The following is a 17,435-nucleotide window of genomic DNA, read 5'->3' on the forward strand; positions in this document are numbered from 1 at the left end:
TGTGGGCTCCGGACGCGTAGGGTTGTGTTCACCGACGCGGGGTGGAGCAGCTCGGTAGCTCGCTGGGCTCATAACCCAGAGGTCGCAGGTTCAAATCCTGTCCCCGCTACTGAATCCCGGGCCCGGTGGATGACATCCACCGGGCCCGGGGCTTTTGCTCACCCCTCAGCTCTGTTCACCCCTCAGCCTGTACGAAACGCACCTCCCTTTCCGGAGCGAGGCCCAGTTGCGGGCCCGTGAGGAGGCCGGGGGTGTGGATCAGGATGTTGTAGTGGTTCGGGAAGTGGCATGCATCGAATCCCAGGACCGTTCCGATGCGGCGGTCTTCCAGCCACACTTCGTCGCCGCGGTCGATGACACCGGCGCAGCCGATTTCCAGGAAGCCCAGGAATCCGACCCGGTCGATGCGCGCACCGGCAGCCGTTTCGGTGTGGTCGGTGGTCACCAGCTCATGCACCTCGCCACGCCGTACGCACCGCCCGGCGAAGGGCTCCAGGGACATGCCCCGGTCCTCCCGCCGGTGGATGAGCACCTTCACGAGCCGTCCGTGGACCGTGCGCTTGGGCCCGTCCTCTCCTGGTGTCATGGACGGGCTGCCTCCTGTGGTGAGCGGGAACGGTCGGCACGTTCGTGTGCGTAGGTGTCGGCCACCAACTCCAGGGCGGCGAGGCCGTCCGGGCCGTGGGAACGATCGAGGGTGCGGCGACGGGCCAGTACGTCGGTGAAGTCGCGCAGTACGCCCACGTACTCGTGCCACAACGAGCCCTTGAATTCCGGGTGGCCCGCGAGCATGTCGGCGGTCTCCACGGTGCCATCGGCCAGCCGCACCTCGACCGTCTTGCGCTCCCCCGGGTAGGACCAGTCGAGTTCGACCCGTGCCACCGCGCCGGACGCGGCGGCCAGCCGTACGGTCGCCTGCCGGTCCACGCCGTGTGCGTCACGCCGTACGGCAGCCTCGGTGACGTGGACGTCCCCGAGGAACAGCCGTACCAGGTCGAAGGCGTTGGGACCGTTGTCGGCGACGCAGCCGCCCCCGCAACGGTCGGGATCGAGGTACCAACGGTCCTGGCCTGCATGTTCCTCGATGGTCTCCTCATAACGCACCGTCAGGGAAGTGATCGGGGCGTGGGAGGGGAGCCGTGCCAGGAGAGCGTTCACCTCGGTGTTGTAGCGCCGGTGGAAGGAGGTGAACAGTGGAACGTCGGCTTCGCGGGACAGCTCTGCGAGGTGGCGTGCATCGCTCAGCTTCGTGGTCAGCGGTTTCTCCACGCACACCGCGCGGCCGGCCGTCAACGCGTCGCGGCACACAGGGAAGTGCAGATCGTTGGGAACGTTGACCACCACGGCGTCCACGTCCGCGTGGCGCAGCAACTCCTGGTGGTTGCGGTAGCGCGGTACTCCGGGCGGCGCGCCGGTGAGTCTGGTCTCGTCCGGGTCGCACACCGCGGCCAGTTCGGCGCCTGCCTCGCGGGCCAGTGCGGCGAGGTAGAAGCGCGAGATGACGCCGAGGCCGATCAGGCCGATGCGGGGTACGGTCATGCCGCGCCTCCCTCGCGGGCGGTCCCCATCGGTATCGGGAAGCGCAGGTGGCTGGTCCGGGCCAGATCGAGCATCTCCTCGTACAACGCCCGCGTGAGCGGCACACCGTTCGCGCGGCGTTCGCGGGAACGGGCGTCCTCCGGCCAGCCGGGGTAGCGCACCGGCTCGTCCGGGTGGATCGGCGGGCAGCCCAGCAGGGCGCCGAACATGCCGGTGGCCTCGGTGCGGAAGTCCGCCTCGGGCCGGAGCCGGCCCGGCGCGATCGCCAGCGTCAGATAGCCGATGTCGTCGTCACGGCCGGTCGGCTGCTCCCCGGTCTCCGGGTGCGGGCCCAGGCCCGCCCCGGGAACGAGTGCGGAGAGTATCTCCACCAACAGGCCCAGCCCGAAGCCCTTGTACGCGCCGGTGTTGGGGTCGCCGCCGAGCCAGCGCAGATGCGCCTCGCCACGATCGAAGGCGGTCGGGTCGGTGACCGGCGCACCGTGGTCGTCCGCGAGCCAGCCGGCCGGTACCTCACGCGCGGCGCGCGCCGCCTCGCGCACCTTGCCGGTGGGGGCCACGGTGGTACTCATGTCCAGGACGAACGGCGGATGGTCACCGGCGGGGGCCGCGAGGGCGAGCGGGTTCGTGCCGAGCATCGGGGCGCGACCGCCGACGGGCCGAGTGAGCTGCTGCCAACCGCAGTTGGCGGTGACCAGGCCCACCATGTGGTGGTCGACGGCGCGCAGGGCGTGGTATCCGGCGCAGCCGAAGTGCGTGGCACCGCGGACCGAGACCATGCCGATGCCGTACTGGCGGGCCCGCTCGACCGCCAGATCCATGGCGTCGGAGGCTGCCCACAGGCCGAGGCCCCGCCGTGCGTCGAGCAGCACCGAAGCACCTTGGTCAGCGAGCACACGGGGTTTCGCCCGTGGGTCGCACCGGCCCGCATCGAGCATGGGCAGGTAGAGCCGGGTGAGGTTGGTGATGCCATGGCTCGTGAAGCCGGTGAGATCGCCGTGGCACAACGCCTCGGCGGCGGCACGCGCCCGAGCGTCCGGCAGTCCCCTGGTGCCGAAGACATCGGTGATGAAGGCGAGGAGGTCCTGGTAAGGAACCCGCACGGTGGTCTCGTCAGTGGTCTCTTCGGTGGGCCGGTCCGGAAGGGCGTCGGTGGTGGGGTGGATCGATGAGGTCATGCGGTGGTGATCTCCTCGGCGTCGGGCTTGCCCTGCAGGGCCTGGCGGGTGAAGCCGATGAGTACGCGGGCGATGTCGTCGGCGTACCTGTCGAGCTCCGCGGCATCGGCGTACTCGCCGTCGGCATGTGCGCGGTTGGCACCCAGATGCCCGGGACCGAGTACGGCGGTGTAAGCGTCGGGGACGCCGTTCATCCAGATCGCGTCGCAGGTGAAGGGCGGTTCGTCGGCCGGCCAGCGGGTCAGCCCCGCGTCGTCCGCCAGCAGCGCTTCGGCCCATGGTGTGCGGCCCGGGTCTTCCAAGGCGGGCAGTGCGCGCTTGTACCACCGCAGGGAAGTGATCGCCGCGGCGTCGGCCGCCGTCCGGGCGAGGTCGGAGGTGCCGGCGGCCCGCGAGGTGAAGTCGGCGAGGGCTTCGCGCAACGACGTCTGGAGCGCGGCCTCGGCGGCCCGACCCGCGGCCGGGGAGCCGTAGGAGATGTTGAGCAGCAACTGCCCGCTGCCGTACACGCGGTTGTGCCGTTGTCCGGTGTGGACGCCTGCCACGCACACCCGGCCGTCCGTGATCCGCGGGGGCAGGGTGCGGGCCAGGTAGCTGCTGAGGTGCCCCAGCAGTACGGTCGCGTTGTGACCGGCTTCGGGGTGGTCGTCCACCGCGTCCTCGCCCCGGACGTGCAACCCGGCCGTCATCGATGCCGTGGCACGGGGCAGATAGCGGTGGCCGGTGGGCTCGCAGAACAGGTTCAGCCGGCCGATGAAGCCCTGCTCGACCAGCGGCCGGGTGCCGAACGTCCCCATGGCGCCGCCCTCTTCGCCCGCGACCGCCTGGATGATGACACCGACCCGCGTTCCCAGGGCCGGCTCCGCCGCGCGGGCTGCCCGGATGCCTGCCAGCAGGGCGACCGCCGGGCCCTTGGCGTCGATGGCACCCCGGCCGCTGAACCGCGTGCCGTCGAAGCGGGCCGGCCACCAGCCGGCCACGGTGTCGAGGTGGACGTTGAACATCAGCGTTGCGTGTTGCGGCAGTTGGGGGCCCAGCTGCAGTACGAGGCTGGGCTGACACTCCAGAAATCCGGGGTCGCGCGCCGCGGCCTGCCGCACGGTCTCGGGGACGTCGTCGCGGTCCAGCACCGCCGGGTCGGCGGGCGCGTGGCGTACCACCGTGAGGCCCAGTGCCCCGGCGGCTGCCGCGTACGCCCGGCCCGCCTCCCAGAGTTGTACGGCGGGGCCGTCACCGCCGGTTTCCAGCGGACCGGCCGTGGGGGTGTCCAGCAGGTGAAGGAGCAGCTCACGGTCGGTGCGGCTCAGCCGTGCGGGGCGCGCGTTGTCAGGCACGGGCACCCCCGTCGTCGGCGGTGACCACCGACCCGGCGGCGACCTCCAACTGTACGAGCTGTACGAGCCGCTCCAGCGACCGGCCGTAGCGGACGAACGCCGCGACGCCGTCGTCGTCCGTGGTGTTGTGATCGTCGTGCGGGCGCAGATGGGTGTGCGGTTCGATCGACCAGGCACCGGTGTAGCCATGGCGGAGCAGCGCCGTCAGGCACTCCCGTACACCGGAATCCCCCTCTCCCGGCAGTGTGTACTCGACCTCGCCTGCCCCATACGCGTCATCGACCTGGCTCCCCGCCCTCGGGCGGGCGTCCTTGACGTGTACGTGGGCGACGTGCTCGATGACGGCATCGAGCACCGCGCGGGCGTCGTAGCCGTACGGCACCCCATTGCCGATGTCGAACAGCAGCCGCAGGGCGGGGCTGCCGATGTGATGGAGGAGGTCGAGCATCCGGTCGGCACGGGTACCGGCCCAGCCACTGCAGTTCTCGTGCAACAGGACCAGGCCGTACTGCTCGGCCTGCTGGACCAGAGTGGTCATTCGGCGCAGCGTCCGCCGCCCCCAATCGGCTTCACTGAGGCCAGAGTTGGGGTACGACATGACCCTGACGTACTGGGTGCCCAGCGTGGCGCAGCGCCGGGCGAGGATCCGCAGTTCGTCGAGGTCGTCCTCGAAGCGGCCGGTGATCGGGCGGGCCCAGTTGGCGATGCGGGAGTCGACGCAGACGACATCGGCCCCGGCGGCGTCGAGTCCGCTGGACAGCCGTGCGAAAGCGCGGTCATCCAGGTCCGCGATCGCGGTGCCGTCCACCGTACGCAGCTCGATCGACCGCCACCCCAGCCGGCGCAGTGCGTCGAGCTGCCCGGCCAGGTCAGGGGCTGCCTCGTCGCCGATCCCCGCGTACTGGATGTCGGGGAGTCGGCCGCCCGTTACTGAGGATGCATCAACTGACATGAGTGAGCGGCTCCCAACAATCGATGTTGCGTACGGCCAACCTCTTTGCATCATCGAGCAGTTCAGCGGTCCGTACATGGAGCCACAGGTCGTCCTCCCCCGGGCCGCTCGCCCAACGCCGGTACGCACGCACCATGAAGGACGTGAGTGCATCGTCCTCGAAGATCTCACGCACCGTCCGTCCAGCGCGGGCCGTCTCCAGCTGGGCGAAGTCGTCGTCCTGGCCGACCGGGTAGTGCCCGACGACGGTTCCCCCGGTCATGTCGAGGGTGATCTGCCGCTGTCGCAGCGGTGCGGTCAGGTCGGAGACGATCTCGCTCCGGGCTCCCCCGTGGTGCTGGAGTGTGAGCCGGGCGCCGCCCATGCGGGGCACCGTGCTCTCCCCGAGGGTCAGGTCGGTGCAGGACGCCTCGCGCACCTCCGCGTCGCCCAGGAGCTGGAGGAGGACACCCAGGGAATGCGGCACCTCCACATCGAAGGCCGAGGAGTGGCCGCTGTTGGCGAGTGAACGGCGGAAGCGGGGCTTGTGCTGCGCCACGGTGACCGTACGCACGGTACCCAACTTGCCGTCTTCGACCAGCGCGATGAGCCGTTCGGTCAGTGTGCTGTGGAGCCAGGGCGCGACCACCGACAGGGACAGGCCGTGGTCCCGCACCACGGCGAGGACGCGCCGCAGCGCATCCCCGTCAGTGGCAAGTGGCTTCTCCACCACCACCTTGGTGAAGCCGAGCAGGGCGACATCGCGGAGCACCTCGGCGCGCACCGACGGCGGGGTGCAGACATGCACGACCGTGTGTGCCGGGTCGAGCAGCTCCCGGGCCTGCCGCAAGGAGTCGGCTATGACGAGGTCCCGCCGCGGCCGGCCGGTGGACGCGGCACGGGTGTCGACCGCCACCACCGGCCGGTCGGCGAATGCGCCGGGGGCCTGCGCCCGCGCTTTGAGCAGTACGGGTACGTGCAGGCCCAGGCCCGCGCGCCCCAGGCCGACGATCAGCGTGCGCAACACGGTTCGCGTCCTCCTTCGGCTTCGGTGCGGTTCCGTTCCGAGAAAAGGGCCGGAGCGGCGCACATGAGCCTTTTTTCATTGCCGTTTCTCCATCTGCCCCACCGCGGCGCACAGGAAAACATGGGCGGTCCTGTGAAAAATCATTGGCCAAAGTTAATGCTGACCAAAAAATGCCGAGTAGGGACCGGAAACGCGGTGTCACCGACCGGATGGCCGGATTCCCCATGATCCGCACGACGTATTGACGCTGATGAATCGAGCCAGGTGGGCGCGGGGGCGATGGGTGCGGCGCGTCCCCGCAGTACGCCAGTGTGCGACCGGGCGCGACCGAACGGCTTGGCGATTTTTACCCGTCAGGTTCAGCTGGAGGCATCCCGTGGGGCGAGCCACCGCTAACGAAGCGCGAGGGCGACTAGTACGTTGATCGCACATTTAGTGGTTGACGCCCCGGGTACGCCCCGCGGAACACGTCTCGGATATTTCTACTTTCGAGCCGCCTGCCGGGAAAACCTGACTCACTAAAGCTCGACTGCGTTACCAATTTCCACTCACTACCAATTGTTGCCACGGCATTTTCCGGAACCACGACAGCCGTATCGAGCGCAGCGACTGGGAAGAAGAAGTGGGTCGTCTCCTGAGCGCGTACAACGAGCCCACCGACGGCCCGAAGGGCCAGGCCCTCCACTCGGCCTACCTGGGGATGTGGGACAACCTGGTCGAGCAGGCCGGGGTCAAGTCCGACGAGTCGGTCAGCTTTGAACAGTTCAAGAGGGTGGCTGACCAGCAGATGCTCGCCCAGGGACAGCCCGGCTTCGAGCGGGTGCTGCCCGCCCATATGTTTTCGGTGATGGCGGACATGCCCCGCATGCGGGAGATCGCGCGACGCCATGGAGTTCGGCTGGTCGAGGACTCGGCGGTGGCGCAGGGCGGGGCCCTCGACGGCATTCCCGCCACCCGAGGCCGACTGCGGGGCACCGGGGGCGCAGCAACTGTGAGCAGACATGGGTGTGTTGACCAGCCCTACACCTCCTGCTCGGGTTCCGTGATTCCGAGATCCGCACGCATGAGGCGACGCATTCTCCACAGGGGATCCCACAGCTTGTCGAAGCTCTCCCAGGCGGCTTCCATGCTCTCCCCCTGCTGAGCAGTGCCCGCATCGAGCCGCATCAACAGGCCGTAAAGACCGCCGAGATGACGGTTCGCCGTGCTGGCTGCCTCCGCCACGCTGTCGGGGAGCACCATCTGGGCCTCGGCGTGACGCAAACGGTGGTCGCGGCGGGCCCGGTCCAGTTCCGACCGCAGCTCATCGGTCATCTCGCCCTTGTCCAGGGCGTGCAGGACTTGCGTTATCGCATTGGCCAAGTCGCGAGTGCCGGCGCTGAGAGTGGCGTAGCACGTACGCCGCGCCTCAAGCTGAGCCTGACGAGTGGCGTACTCGCGTTCCTCCCGTTGGAGTTGCCTCGTGTGCTCCAGCTCGCGCGCTCTGGCACGGTCGGCACCGCGCTGTGTAATCACGGCGGCTGCGAGGGTGCCACTAATGCCCAGTACCGCGATCACGATCTGATTGATCGAGCTGTCCAAGTTGCCCCCCGGCTTCGATCGACTCGCCGGGACTCTATCCCGATCGATGGCCCAACTGGCCACCAGTCGTTGTACGTTCCTCCGGTGATACCGAACGTCGAGTGAGGAGTGACGTGGATGGCCGTACCCGGATATGACAAGGAGCGCTGAACACTGTGACGAACCGTTGGGTCGGTGTGACCATCGACTGCGTCGATGTGGACCGGGTGTCGGGCTTTTGGAGCGTGCTGCTGGACCGCCCACCGGGGCCGTCCCGGCCGGGCTGGGTTTATCTCGGGCATTCCGGCGACCCGCAACCGCGCCTGGTCTTCCAGCCCGTGACCGAGCCGCGGCACGGCAAGGTGCGTCTGCATCTCGATGTCTCGGTCGACGACATCGACCAGGGCATTGCCCAGGTTCTCGCCCTCGGCGGCCGGCACACCGGCGAACGGCACGACTACGACGAGGGCGTGGTCGTCGTGATGGCCGACCCCGAGGGGCACGAATTCTGCCTGGTCCAGTACTACTGACCCGTGTCACTCCCGGTCACGGACGTACCGCCCCGTGTTTTGAGAGGAATCACCATGGCCACAGCTGCCGAGCACTACGACCGACTGCTCGCCGAGCACTACACATGGATGCTGGGCGGCGACATCCCGGCGTCCGCGTCGGGGCAGGCGGAACTCCTTCGTGACCTGGGCATCGGCCCGCAGTCCGACAGGGATGTCGCCATCGACCTCGGCTGCGGTTCCGGAGCCCAGACACTGGCCCTCGCCGACCTCGGGTTCTCCCCGGTCATCGCCGTGGATTCCAGTGCGCGGCTTCTCGATGAGCTCGCGGGGTATGCGAAGGCCGCTCCGGCAGTCCGGACCGTGCACGGTGACCTCTGCGACGTGTTGCCCGCGGTCGCCGAGCCCGGCACCGCGGCGGCGATCGTCTGCATGGGTGACACTCTCCTCCACCTGCCGAGCAAGGAGGAGGTATCGGCACTCCTCCACGATGCTGCCCGCGCGCTCCGGCCCGGTGGGCATCTTGTCCTCACCTACCGTGACCTCACCCAGGAACTTCAGGGAACCGACCGCTTCCTCCCCGTACGCGCAACAGACGACCGGCTGCTGACCTGCTTCCTCGAATACCGCGACGAGGACACCGTGCTGGTCCACGACCTGCTGCACACCCGGTCGGGCGGTGAGTGGCAGCTGCGTGCCAGCAGCTACCCCAAGTTGCGGCTGTCTCCCACCTGGCTCGCCGACCGCTGCGTTGCGGCCGGGCTGCAGATCCGGTACGACGCGATCGGGGCACGCGGCATGCAGGTACTGCACGCCGTGCGGCCGTGAGGGACGGACCGACCGTGAGGGACGGACCGACGCCCTCGTAGCAGTGGGGCCCGTGCAGCCTCACATCCGGGATTTCAGTACGTCGACCTCGCAGCCCGGTGCGGACGGGTCGAAGCCGTGGTCGACCAGCCAGCGAACGCCCAGCAGGCTGCGCAACGACCACCACGCGCGGATCACATCGAGGTCGAGGTCGAGATTGAGGTCGACGTCGGTGCCGTAGCCGGCGATGACGTCGTCCAGGTGCTCCTCGTGTCCGAGGGTGAGGGTGGCGAGGTCGTACAGCGCATCGCCCTGGCCCGCCTCGGACCAGTCGATGATGCCCGTGATCTCGTCGCCGTCGACGAAGACATGAGCGATCTGCAGGTCGCCGTGCGTGAACGCCGGCGACCACGGCCGGAGCGCGGCCTCGGCGATCTGACGGTTGCGGGTGACCAGGTCGGCGGGCAGGACGCCGTTCGCCACGAGCAGCTCGCACTCGCCGTCGAGTTCCGCCGCCAGCTCGTCGAGGTCCCGGCCGGCCCGGCCGGGGCGGGGTGGCAACGGCGCGTCGTGCAGCTTCCGGAGGGCGGCGCCCGCCGCGGCCCATGCCGCCGGGGACGCGGTCGACGGCTCGCCGAGGCGGCCGAGCGCCGCCCCCGGGACCGCGGCGATCGCCAGCACGGGCGGCTTGCGCCACAGCACCTCCGGGGTCGGCACCGGCGCCAGGGCCATCGCCTCGACCTCGACGTCGATACGCGCCTGATCGGCGTCCACCTTCAGAAACACATCGCCAACGCGCAGGGTCGCGCGCTCGGAATGGGCGACGACGACCTTGACCTCATCCATGGGCGAGCAGTATTCCGGCGATGACCGTCCACGTCGCCTGGATTATCGCGTGCGGTAGTCAGCAGATCATCCACACGCATCGGCTCGGGGTCAGGCGTTGGGCGGCAGGTCGGTACCGGCGCCGCGGCGGCGGACTGCGACGCCAGAACCGCCGCTCGCGGGGCCAGCGCGTCGGCGCGGTGTGCGGGCAGTGTCGTCTTCTCGGTCGACGGCGACGCCGCGCCGCTGCCGGAGCTCGCCGCCGCCTGTCGTGCCCACGGTGCCGCCCTGCTCGTCGACGATGCGCATGGCCTCGGCGTACTCGGTGAGGGCGGGCGCGGTGCGTTGCACGCCGCCGGGCTCGCGGGGCACCGCGACGTGGTTGCCACCGTCACCCTGTCGAAGTCTCTGGGCAGCCAGGGCGGTGCGGTACTGGGCCCGGCGAAGGTCATCGAGCACCTGGTGAACACGGCCCGCACTTTCATCTTCGACACCGGTCTCGCCCCGACTGCCACGGGTGCGGCCCTCGCGGCGCTGCGCCTGCTGCGCCTCGACCCGCAACGCGCGGCCCGGGCCCGCACCGCCGCGGCGTCCCTCCACCGGCAGCTGACCGGCGCCGGGCTCGCGGCGGTCCGACCGGAGGTTGCCGTGGTCTCCGTACACGCTCCGTCTCCGGGGGCAGCGGTGCGTTGGGCCGCCGACTGCCGGGCGGCCGGGCTGGTGGTGGGCTGCTTCCGGCCGCCGTCCGTGCCGGACGGAATCTCGCGACTGCGGCTGACGGCCCGGGCGGACCTTACGGACGAGCAGCTCGCGGCGGCGGTCGAGGTGATCGTGCGGACGGCTCCGGCAGGCTGAGGGAGGAGAGCCCGTAGTGGTACGAACGCACCCAACCCGCCCCGCTTACCGCGCCCAGGTACGGTATCCGGCGGAGTCGCGGATGCCAGGGCACGTTGTGTTCCGGGCCCTGATCCCCCGGGGCGTCGGTCCTCAGCAGTCGGTACGACACTCGGTCTGCTCCGGTGCCTGACAGCCCCCTCGCAGCGGGGTCCTCCTACGAAAGGATGCGTTTCATGCTGGACCCGTCGGATCCCGCATTCGCGCGCGACCCGTACCCCTACTACGCACGGCTGCGTGCGCAAGGGCCAGCGGCCCGGGTGGCGCTGGTCAATGGCACGCACGCCTGGCTCGTGACCGGCTACGACGAAACGCGCGCGGTGCTCGCCGACGCCCGCTTCTCCAATGTGCCGCCGCAGGGAGCCGGCCGGCCCAAGCCCGACTCACCGGCGCAGCGCGCCAGGGCGTGCCTGGCCCGGCACATGCTGAACTCCGACGCCCCCGACCACACCCGGCTGCGGCGGCTGGTCTCGGCCGCCTTCACTCCGCGGCGCGTCGACGCCTTGCGGCCGCGGATCGAGAAGCTCGCCGACGGGCTCGTGACGGAACTGACGGCGCGGCTGGCGCAGGGGCGGGGCACGGTGGACCTGGTGGACGCGTTCGCCTTCCCGCTGCCGGTGCTGGTGATCGGCGAGGTACTGGGAGTGCCGGAACCCGACCGGGACAGCCTCCGGGAGTGGACCTACCGGGTCGGCTCGCCCGCCGACGCACTGCCGCAGGGTGCGGTCGACGAGGCCTGGACGCGGCTGCACGCCTACTTCACCGGCCTGATCGAGCACAAGCGAAGGGAGCCGGGCGAGGATCTGTTCAGCGCCCTCATTCACGACGCGACCGAGGGCGGGCTGGACGACGGCGAACTGCTCGCCATGGCGTTCCTGCTGCTTTTCGCGGGTTACGAGACCACGATGAATCTGCTGGCCTCGGCGACACTGCTGATGCTCACGCATCCGTACGAGCTGGCCGCCACCCGCCGGGACCCGGCCCGCTGGGACGCGGTGGTGGAGGAAACACTGCGCCACGCCAGCCCCCTGGAGGGCACGACCTGGCGACGTGCCACGCAGCAGGTGGAGCTCGGTGCGGGCACGGTCATCCCGGCCGGTGCCTCGGTCCTGGCCGTCCTCGCCGCGGCCAACCGTGACCCGGCGCATTTCCCCGATCCCGACGCCTTCGTACCGGATCGCTACCTGCCCGCGGCGGACGGGACCCGCGCGGCGCCGCACGCAGCGTTCGGGCACGGACCGCACTTCTGCATAGGCTCGCGACTCGCGCGCCTGGAGGCCGTGGTGGCGCTTCCACTGCTGTTCAACTCCCTGGGCACCCTTCCCGGGCTCCGGCTCGCCGAGGAACCGACGAGCCTCCCCTACCGCCCCGGTCTGTTGGTACGCGGCCCACGCCGTCTCCCCCTCACCACTGCCCCCGCTTCTTGAGGGCGGTTCACCAGGGGCGTTATAGGGGTTCGAGCTGTTCCGGCCGGAGTGTGGTGCCACTCGGGAGTACGGTGTGTTGTTTTGGCTGGTCAGGCGGGGGGCGAGGCAAAACGATGAGGCCGTGACCTTTCGGTCACGGCCTCATCGATCGGCTGCGGTCGGCGTCCTCACATGTCCGCGGCCTCGGGCTCCCTCGGAGACACGGGGATGTCACCGGCGGGGGCCGGCTGCTTCTTCAGGATCAGCGCGAGCAGGCCGCCCAGGACGAGCAGTGCGCCGCCCACCAGACCGGCCAGCCGCAGCCCCGCGACCACGTCGGCCTTCGCGGCCTCGGCGTAGGTGCCGGTGAAGGTGGAGTTGGCGATGGCCACCAGCACCGCGAGGCCGACCGCGCCGCCGACCTGCTGGGCGGTGGAGGCCATGGCACCCGCAACGCCCTGCTCGGCGAGGCCGACGCCGGACCCGGCGGAGGCGAACACCGAGACGAAGACCAGGCCGCCGCCGACGCCCCACAGGACCGAGCCCGGCAGCAGAGCGTAGAAGGAGCCCCCCGTGGTCATGACGACGGAGATGAGGATGACGCCGAGGCCGTTGGTGACCATGCCGGCGAACACCGTTCCGCGCATTCCGAGGCGTTCCATGCAGCGGGGCGCCAGCTTGCCCGCGCCGATCATCGACAGCAGGGTGAGGGGCAGGAAGGCGAGTCCGGCCTGGAGCGGGTTGTATCCCAGTACGGGCTGGAGGTACGTGGTGAAGACGTAGTAGCCGCCGGCGAGCCCGGTCTGGAAGATCAGGACCACGGCCATGGCGACCACCAACGGCCGGTTCCGCAGCAGCCGCAGGGGCATCAGCGGATAGCGGCTCCTGGCCTCGGTGGCGAAGAAGGCGATGAGCAGCACCACTCCCACGGCGAGCGCGGCGAGCGGGAGGGTGGCCGTCCACCCCTGCTCAGGGCCGGTGACCAGGCCGAGTACGACCGATGAGATGCCCACGGTGGCCAGCAGCGCGCCGGACAGGTCGAAGCCGCCGGTACGGTCGACGGGCCCGTCGGGGCGCAGCACCTTCGGTGCGGGAATCAGCACCAGCAGCGCGAACGGCACGTTGATGAAGAACACCCAGCGCCAGGAGGCGGCATCGGTCAGGACGCCGCCGAAGAGCGCACCGGCGGCCAGGCCCAGCGAGCCCGCCATGCCCCAGATGCCGAACGCCTTGTTGCGCTCCGGGCCTACCTCGAACGACGTGGCGATCAGGGCGAGTACGGCGGGCATGAGGAACGCACCGCCCACGCCCTGGACGAGGCGCGCGGTGATCAGCATGCCGGGGCCGGTCGCCAATCCGCCGGCGAGCGAGGCCAGCCCGTAGAGCGAGAGTCCGGTCATCAAGAGGCGGCGTGCGCCGATGCGGTCGACCGTGCGCCCGCCGAACAGCAGGAGACCGCCGAACGACACGGCGTAGGCGGAGACGACCCATTGGAGGGACTGGACGGAGAAGCCGAGGTCCCGGCCGATGTCGGGCAGGGAGACGTACACGATGTTGTAGTCCACCGTGACGATGAACTGTGCGAAGGCCAGGACGAACAGGACGAGCCCGGTCCTCTTGACCGGTGCCGCGGTAGGCAAAGGAATCACCCCGTTTTGAGCGGTTGTCACATGGCGCCGTGAGCGGTGGCGTGGATGCGGCCGACTGCCCGGTGTTGGCTGGCTGCTGTCACTCCGGGGCGGCCGTCGTGATGCGGGCCGCGACGGCCTCGGCGACCGCACGGCGCTGGGAGTTGATGAAGAAGTGGCCGCCCTGGAAGGTCTGCACCTCGCACGGCCCGGTCGTGTGCCCGGCCCAGCGTAGCGCGCCGTCCCGGGTGACATGGGTGTCCTCGTCGCCGGTGAAGACGGTGACCGGGCAGGCGACCCGGGCATCCGGGGCCGGCCGGTATGTCTCGACCGCCCGGTAGTCGCTGCGCAGGGCGGGCAGGATGAGCCGTACGAGCTCCTCGTCGGCGAGGAGTTCGTCCTCGGTACCGCTCAGTCTGCGCAGTTCGGCGAGGAGGGCCGCGTCGTCCTTGTCGTGGAGCGTGGGGCGGGTGCCGGGCACCGAAGGCGCTCGACGGCCCGAGACGAAGAGCCGGACGGGACGGACCGGGCCCGACGCTTCGAGGCGCCGGGCCACTTCGAAGGCGACCAGTGCGCCCATGCTGTGCCCGAGCAGGGCGAGCGGCCGGTCGTCGGGGGTGGGCCCCAGGGAATCGACGACCCTGTCGGCCAGTTCGGCGATGTCGGCGAGCGGCGGTTCGGACCGCCGGTCCTGGCGTCCCGGGTACTGCACGCCCAGCACCTGGATCCGCGGGGCCAGCAGTTTCGCGAAGGGGAAGTACGTGCCGGCCGCTCCCCCGGCGTGCGGGAAGCACAGGAGCCGGGTGCCGTTCCCGGCCGCGGGCGGGAACCGGCGGATCCAGGCCCTGCCGGGATCGCCGGTACCTCCCCCGTGCGGGGCGGCGCTGTGCGCCGGTGTCGCCATGATCCGATCAGACCTTCGTCGCGGTGCGCGGGGTGATCACCTGGTCGATGAGGCCGTACTCCACTGCCTGCTGCGCGGTGAGGATGTTGTCCCGGTCGAGGTCCTCCCGGACCAGGGCGACATCCCGGTCGCAGTGCTTGGCGAGGATCCCTTCCAGCTGGGACCGCATCCGCTCCATCTCACGGGCCTGAATCTCCAGGTCCGAGACCTGTCCCTGGTGGCCCGGGCTGAACGGCTGGTGCAGCAGGATCCGGGCGTTGGGCAGCGCGACCCGCTTGCCCCGGGTGCCCGCCGCGAGCACGATGGCCGCCGAGGAGCTCGCCTGCCCGATGCACACCGTCTGTATTTCCGGCTTCACGAACTGCATCGTGTCGTAAATGGCCATCAACGAAGTCAGCGAACCGCCGGGCGAGTTGATGTACACGGAGATGTCCCGGTCCGGGTCGGTGGCCTCCAGGCACAGCAACTGCGTCATGATGTCACTGGCCGAGGTGTCGTCGATCTCGGATCCCAGGAAGACGATGCGTTCCTCGAAGAGCCGGGCGTACGGGTCGTATTCGCGAGTACCCTGCGAGGTCCGCTCGACGAAGTGGGGGAGGACGTAGCGGGCCTGCGGCATTTCATGCGCGAACGTTGAAACAGCACGGTTGTGCACGGCCGGAACCTCTGTCTTTCCGATGAAGTGTAAGGGCAGCAGCAGAATCTGCCGGGGGCAGGAATCCCGCGGCAGTGAGGGACGAGGCAAAGAAATGCGTAGAAAGAGGAGGGGCCCGGCCGGGCCCCTCCTCAGCAAATGTTCAGGCGCCGGCCGTGCCGCCGCCGCCCGGAATGGACGACGTCGACTCGATCACCTTGTCGACGAGGCCGTACTCCTTGGCCTCGGCGGCCGTGAACCAGCGGTCGCGGTCCGAGTCCCGGGTAATGGTCTCGAGGTCTTTCCCGGAATGGCGGGCGATGAGCTCGGCCATTTCCTTCTTCGTGCGCAGCAGCTGCTCGGCGTAAATCTTGATGTCGCTCGCGGAACCGGCGAGGCCGGCCGACGGCTGGTGCATCAGGATCTTCGTGTGCGGCAGCGCGAAGCGCTTGCCCGTGGTCCCGGCGGTGAGCAGGAACTGCCCCATGGACGCACAGAAACCCATCGCGATGGTGACGACGTCATTCTTGATGAGCTGCATGGTGTCGTAAACGGCCATGCCGGCGGTGACGGATCCACCCGGGGAGTTGATGTAGAGGTAGATGTCTTCCTCGGATTCCGCGGCGAGCAGCAGGAGCTGCGCGGTGATCCGATTGGCGATATCGTCATCCACGGCCTGGCCGAGGAAAATGATGCGGTCCTTCAGCAGTCGGCTGAATACCTGGTCGCCCATACCCCAGGCGGGAACGTTGCCACCGTCGGCCCGCGGCGCGGTCTGCTCGGATCCGGCCGCTCCCTGCCAGTTCGTCTGATGAGCCATTGATCCCCCAACTGGTTTGACGGCAGCCGATCACCGCCGCGCTTACGATACTGCCCGTCAACCGGCGGCCCATACGCGGGACTTGCCGATCTTCGTATCCGGACCGTAACACGGTAGCCGGACAGTGGTACGGAGCCGGCAAAGCGTTCGCTCACAGCGCACCTCCCGCCCGGCCGTCACCCCGCCACGGTGCCGCGCAAGGAGCCGCCGGGTTTGCGCCAACCTCAACGTGCGGCGTACGCGAGGGCATTGTTCGGTGAACATGGCGCGATCTCTTCGCCGTGCCTCGATCAGGTTCGCCGGAATGACCGTGCCGTCCGTACGACAGGCGCCGGACGGCCCGTACGGCGGGCGGCGGGCGGGCCTCAGCGGAAGTCGGCCGAGCCGCGTCAGAAGCCCGGCCCGTGACCAGCCCCCTTGTGATTAGATGCAGCCACGATAGGTCTGCCACGTACGGGGGAGTAGACGTGTTGCTGGATGAATATCGCAGACGTGAGCGTGCGCACTTCTTGCGCAAGCGACGCGAAAATGTTAGCCCGACCGACGTCGGGTTGCCCGAGGGGGCACGGCGCAGGACGCCCGGTTTAAGGCGTGAAGAAGTCGCGGTGCTCGCGGGAGTCAGTCCCACTTGGTACACGTATCTGGAACAGGCGAGAGATGTCTCGCCGTCGCCCGATGTGCTCGACGGCCTCGCCGACGTACTGAGGCTGACACCGGACGAACGAGTCTATCTCCATGGGCTGTCGCGTCAGACGGCCTGTCAGAAACCGGCGGCGGGCCGGCTCTCGGACTCCTGGAAATCACTGGAGAACGTGGCGAGCCATATGCTTCCGTCACCGGCCTACATATGTTCCGCGCACGGCGATCTGCTCAGCTGGAACAGCGCCGTCGCGGAGTGGTTCACGGACTTCGAGCAGGTACCGGCGCAAGAACGCAACATCCTGATATGGATGTTCACCTCGGCAAAGGCGCGCGACTGCTTCGTCGACTGGGAGGAACAGGCGCAACACTCGATCGCCCGTTTCCGGGCGGAGACCACCGACTGGCTGGATTCGCCGCACATTACCTCACTCGTCACATACCTGTCCAAGGTGAGCAGCCACTTCCGCCTCTGGTGGGAGGAGCACCGGGTCGCCGGGCCCGCACCGCGGAACCACTGCATCCACCATCCCAGGCATGGCGTACTCACCGTGCAGACCGTGGAATTGCTGCACCTGGACCCCACCGGAACGGCGAAACTGGTCGTGCACACGCCGCTGAGTGAATTGCCCACGCCAGCGGTCCGGCAGCCGGAAGTAGCCGCACACGCCTGATCGCGATTGAAGAGGGTGGCGGGGGCCCCCCGCCCCGCGGGGGGGGCCCCCCCGTGGGGTTGGGCCCGCCACCCCCCCCCCCCCGGCCCCGTTCTGTACGAGGTTGTGGGGGGGCTCAGCCCCACA

General features: G+C 69.4%; 16 protein-coding genes, 1 tRNA gene and 2 pseudogenes. 7 read left to right on the top strand and 12 right to left on the bottom strand.

What is annotated here, in order from left to right; translation table 11 throughout:
- The first annotated feature begins 35 nt into the window (after positions 1-35).
- Positions 36-109: transfer RNA gene (locus AB0I82_RS06920), tRNA-Met, on the top strand.
- A 66-nt stretch (positions 110-175) separates the two neighbouring features.
- Here AB0I82_RS06920 and AB0I82_RS06925 read toward each other — a convergent pair.
- From AB0I82_RS06925 to AB0I82_RS06950, 6 genes are read right to left on the bottom strand one after another with little or no spacing between them, the layout of a single operon-like run.
- The gene (locus tag AB0I82_RS06925) at positions 176-586 is read right to left on the bottom strand and encodes a hypothetical protein (protein WP_363256004.1); all 411 of its coding nucleotides are present in this window, start codon (positions 584-586) and stop codon (positions 176-178) included.
- Entirely contained in the window at positions 583-1,539 is a 957-nt protein-coding gene (locus tag AB0I82_RS06930; protein ID WP_363256005.1) for a Gfo/Idh/MocA family oxidoreductase, read from the bottom strand. The genes AB0I82_RS06925 and AB0I82_RS06930 overlap by 4 nt, the downstream gene beginning before the upstream one ends.
- Positions 1,536-2,717, bottom strand: coding sequence for an Ldh family oxidoreductase (locus tag AB0I82_RS06935; protein WP_363256006.1), 1,182 nt, complete (start codon positions 2,715-2,717; stop codon positions 1,536-1,538). Before AB0I82_RS06935 ends, AB0I82_RS06930 begins: the two co-directional genes overlap by 4 nt.
- On the bottom strand, positions 2,714-4,051 hold the full coding sequence (locus tag AB0I82_RS06940; protein WP_363256007.1) for a M20/M25/M40 family metallo-hydrolase: 1,338 nt from the start codon (positions 4,049-4,051) through the stop codon (positions 2,714-2,716). The genes AB0I82_RS06935 and AB0I82_RS06940 overlap by 4 nt, the downstream gene beginning before the upstream one ends.
- Entirely contained in the window at positions 4,044-5,003 is a 960-nt protein-coding gene (locus AB0I82_RS06945; protein ID WP_363256008.1) for a sugar phosphate isomerase/epimerase family protein, read from the bottom strand. The genes AB0I82_RS06940 and AB0I82_RS06945 overlap by 8 nt, the downstream gene beginning before the upstream one ends.
- The gene (locus tag AB0I82_RS06950) at positions 4,993-6,009 is read right to left on the bottom strand and encodes a Gfo/Idh/MocA family oxidoreductase (RefSeq protein ID WP_363256009.1); all 1,017 of its coding nucleotides are present in this window, start codon (positions 6,007-6,009) and stop codon (positions 4,993-4,995) included. The genes AB0I82_RS06945 and AB0I82_RS06950 overlap by 11 nt, the downstream gene beginning before the upstream one ends.
- Positions 6,010-6,796: 787 nt before the next feature.
- On the opposite strand from AB0I82_RS06950, the pseudogene AB0I82_RS06955 reads away from it, so the two are divergent.
- Positions 6,797-6,988, top strand: a pseudogene (locus tag AB0I82_RS06955) (DegT/DnrJ/EryC1/StrS family aminotransferase); the annotation flags it as partial.
- A 41-nt stretch (positions 6,989-7,029) separates the two neighbouring features.
- Here AB0I82_RS06955 and AB0I82_RS06960 read toward each other — a convergent pair.
- Positions 7,030-7,590, bottom strand: coding sequence for a hypothetical protein (locus tag AB0I82_RS06960; RefSeq protein ID WP_363256010.1), 561 nt, complete (start codon positions 7,588-7,590; stop codon positions 7,030-7,032).
- 155 nt (positions 7,591-7,745) lie between these two features.
- On the opposite strand from AB0I82_RS06960, the gene AB0I82_RS06965 reads away from it, so the two are divergent.
- Together AB0I82_RS06965 and AB0I82_RS06970 are read left to right on the top strand one after the other, a co-directional pair.
- Positions 7,746-8,099 (top strand): VOC family protein, encoded by a 354-nt coding sequence (locus AB0I82_RS06965; RefSeq protein ID WP_363256011.1) that lies wholly within the window; start codon positions 7,746-7,748, stop codon positions 8,097-8,099.
- Between the two features lie 54 nt (positions 8,100-8,153).
- Positions 8,154-8,906: a class I SAM-dependent methyltransferase gene (locus AB0I82_RS06970; protein WP_363256012.1), complete on the top strand. Its 753-nt coding sequence runs from the start codon at positions 8,154-8,156 to the stop codon at positions 8,904-8,906.
- Positions 8,907-8,966: 60 nt separating this feature from the next.
- On the opposite strand, the gene AB0I82_RS06975 is transcribed toward AB0I82_RS06970, so the two are convergent.
- Complete coding sequence (locus AB0I82_RS06975) at positions 8,967-9,731, bottom strand: aminoglycoside phosphotransferase family protein (RefSeq protein ID WP_363256013.1); 765 nt, start codon at positions 9,729-9,731, stop codon at positions 8,967-8,969.
- Positions 9,732-9,926: 195 nt separating this feature from the next.
- Between AB0I82_RS06975 and AB0I82_RS06980 the strand changes: the two are divergent.
- Together AB0I82_RS06980 and AB0I82_RS06985 are read left to right on the top strand one after the other, a co-directional pair.
- Positions 9,927-10,565: pseudogene (locus AB0I82_RS06980) on the top strand (aminotransferase class I/II-fold pyridoxal phosphate-dependent enzyme); the annotation flags it as partial.
- Positions 10,566-10,780: 215 nt separating this feature from the next.
- Positions 10,781-12,031 carry a cytochrome P450 gene (locus tag AB0I82_RS06985; RefSeq protein WP_363256014.1) on the top strand — a complete coding sequence of 417 codons (1,251 nt, stop codon included), beginning with the start codon at positions 10,781-10,783 and terminating at the stop codon, positions 12,029-12,031.
- A gap of 167 nt (positions 12,032-12,198) precedes the next feature.
- Here AB0I82_RS06985 and AB0I82_RS06990 read toward each other — a convergent pair whose 3' ends face one another.
- From AB0I82_RS06990 to AB0I82_RS07005, 4 genes are all read right to left on the bottom strand, one after another.
- Entirely contained in the window at positions 12,199-13,650 is a 1,452-nt protein-coding gene (locus tag AB0I82_RS06990) for an MFS transporter (RefSeq protein ID WP_363256015.1), read from the bottom strand.
- Between the two features lie 88 nt (positions 13,651-13,738).
- Positions 13,739-14,542, bottom strand: a complete 804-nt coding sequence (locus AB0I82_RS06995) for an alpha/beta fold hydrolase (protein WP_363256016.1) — start codon at positions 14,540-14,542, stop codon at positions 13,739-13,741.
- Between the two features lie 7 nt (positions 14,543-14,549).
- The gene (locus AB0I82_RS07000; protein ID WP_363256103.1) at positions 14,550-15,161 is read right to left on the bottom strand and encodes an ATP-dependent Clp protease proteolytic subunit; all 612 of its coding nucleotides are present in this window, start codon (positions 15,159-15,161) and stop codon (positions 14,550-14,552) included.
- Positions 15,162-15,339: 178 nt separating this feature from the next.
- On the bottom strand, positions 15,340-15,909 hold the full coding sequence (locus AB0I82_RS07005; protein ID WP_363256104.1) for an ATP-dependent Clp protease proteolytic subunit: 570 nt from the start codon (positions 15,907-15,909) through the stop codon (positions 15,340-15,342).
- Positions 15,910-16,463: 554 nt separating this feature from the next.
- On the opposite strand from AB0I82_RS07005, the gene AB0I82_RS07010 reads away from it, so the two are divergent.
- Positions 16,464-17,309 (top strand): helix-turn-helix transcriptional regulator, encoded by an 846-nt coding sequence (locus AB0I82_RS07010; protein ID WP_363256017.1) that lies wholly within the window; start codon positions 16,464-16,466, stop codon positions 17,307-17,309.
- Positions 17,310-17,435 lie beyond the last annotated feature (126 nt).

The organism is Streptomyces sp. NPDC050315 (assembly GCF_040655775.1).
Taxonomy (GTDB): domain Bacteria; phylum Actinomycetota; class Actinomycetes; order Streptomycetales; family Streptomycetaceae; genus Streptomyces.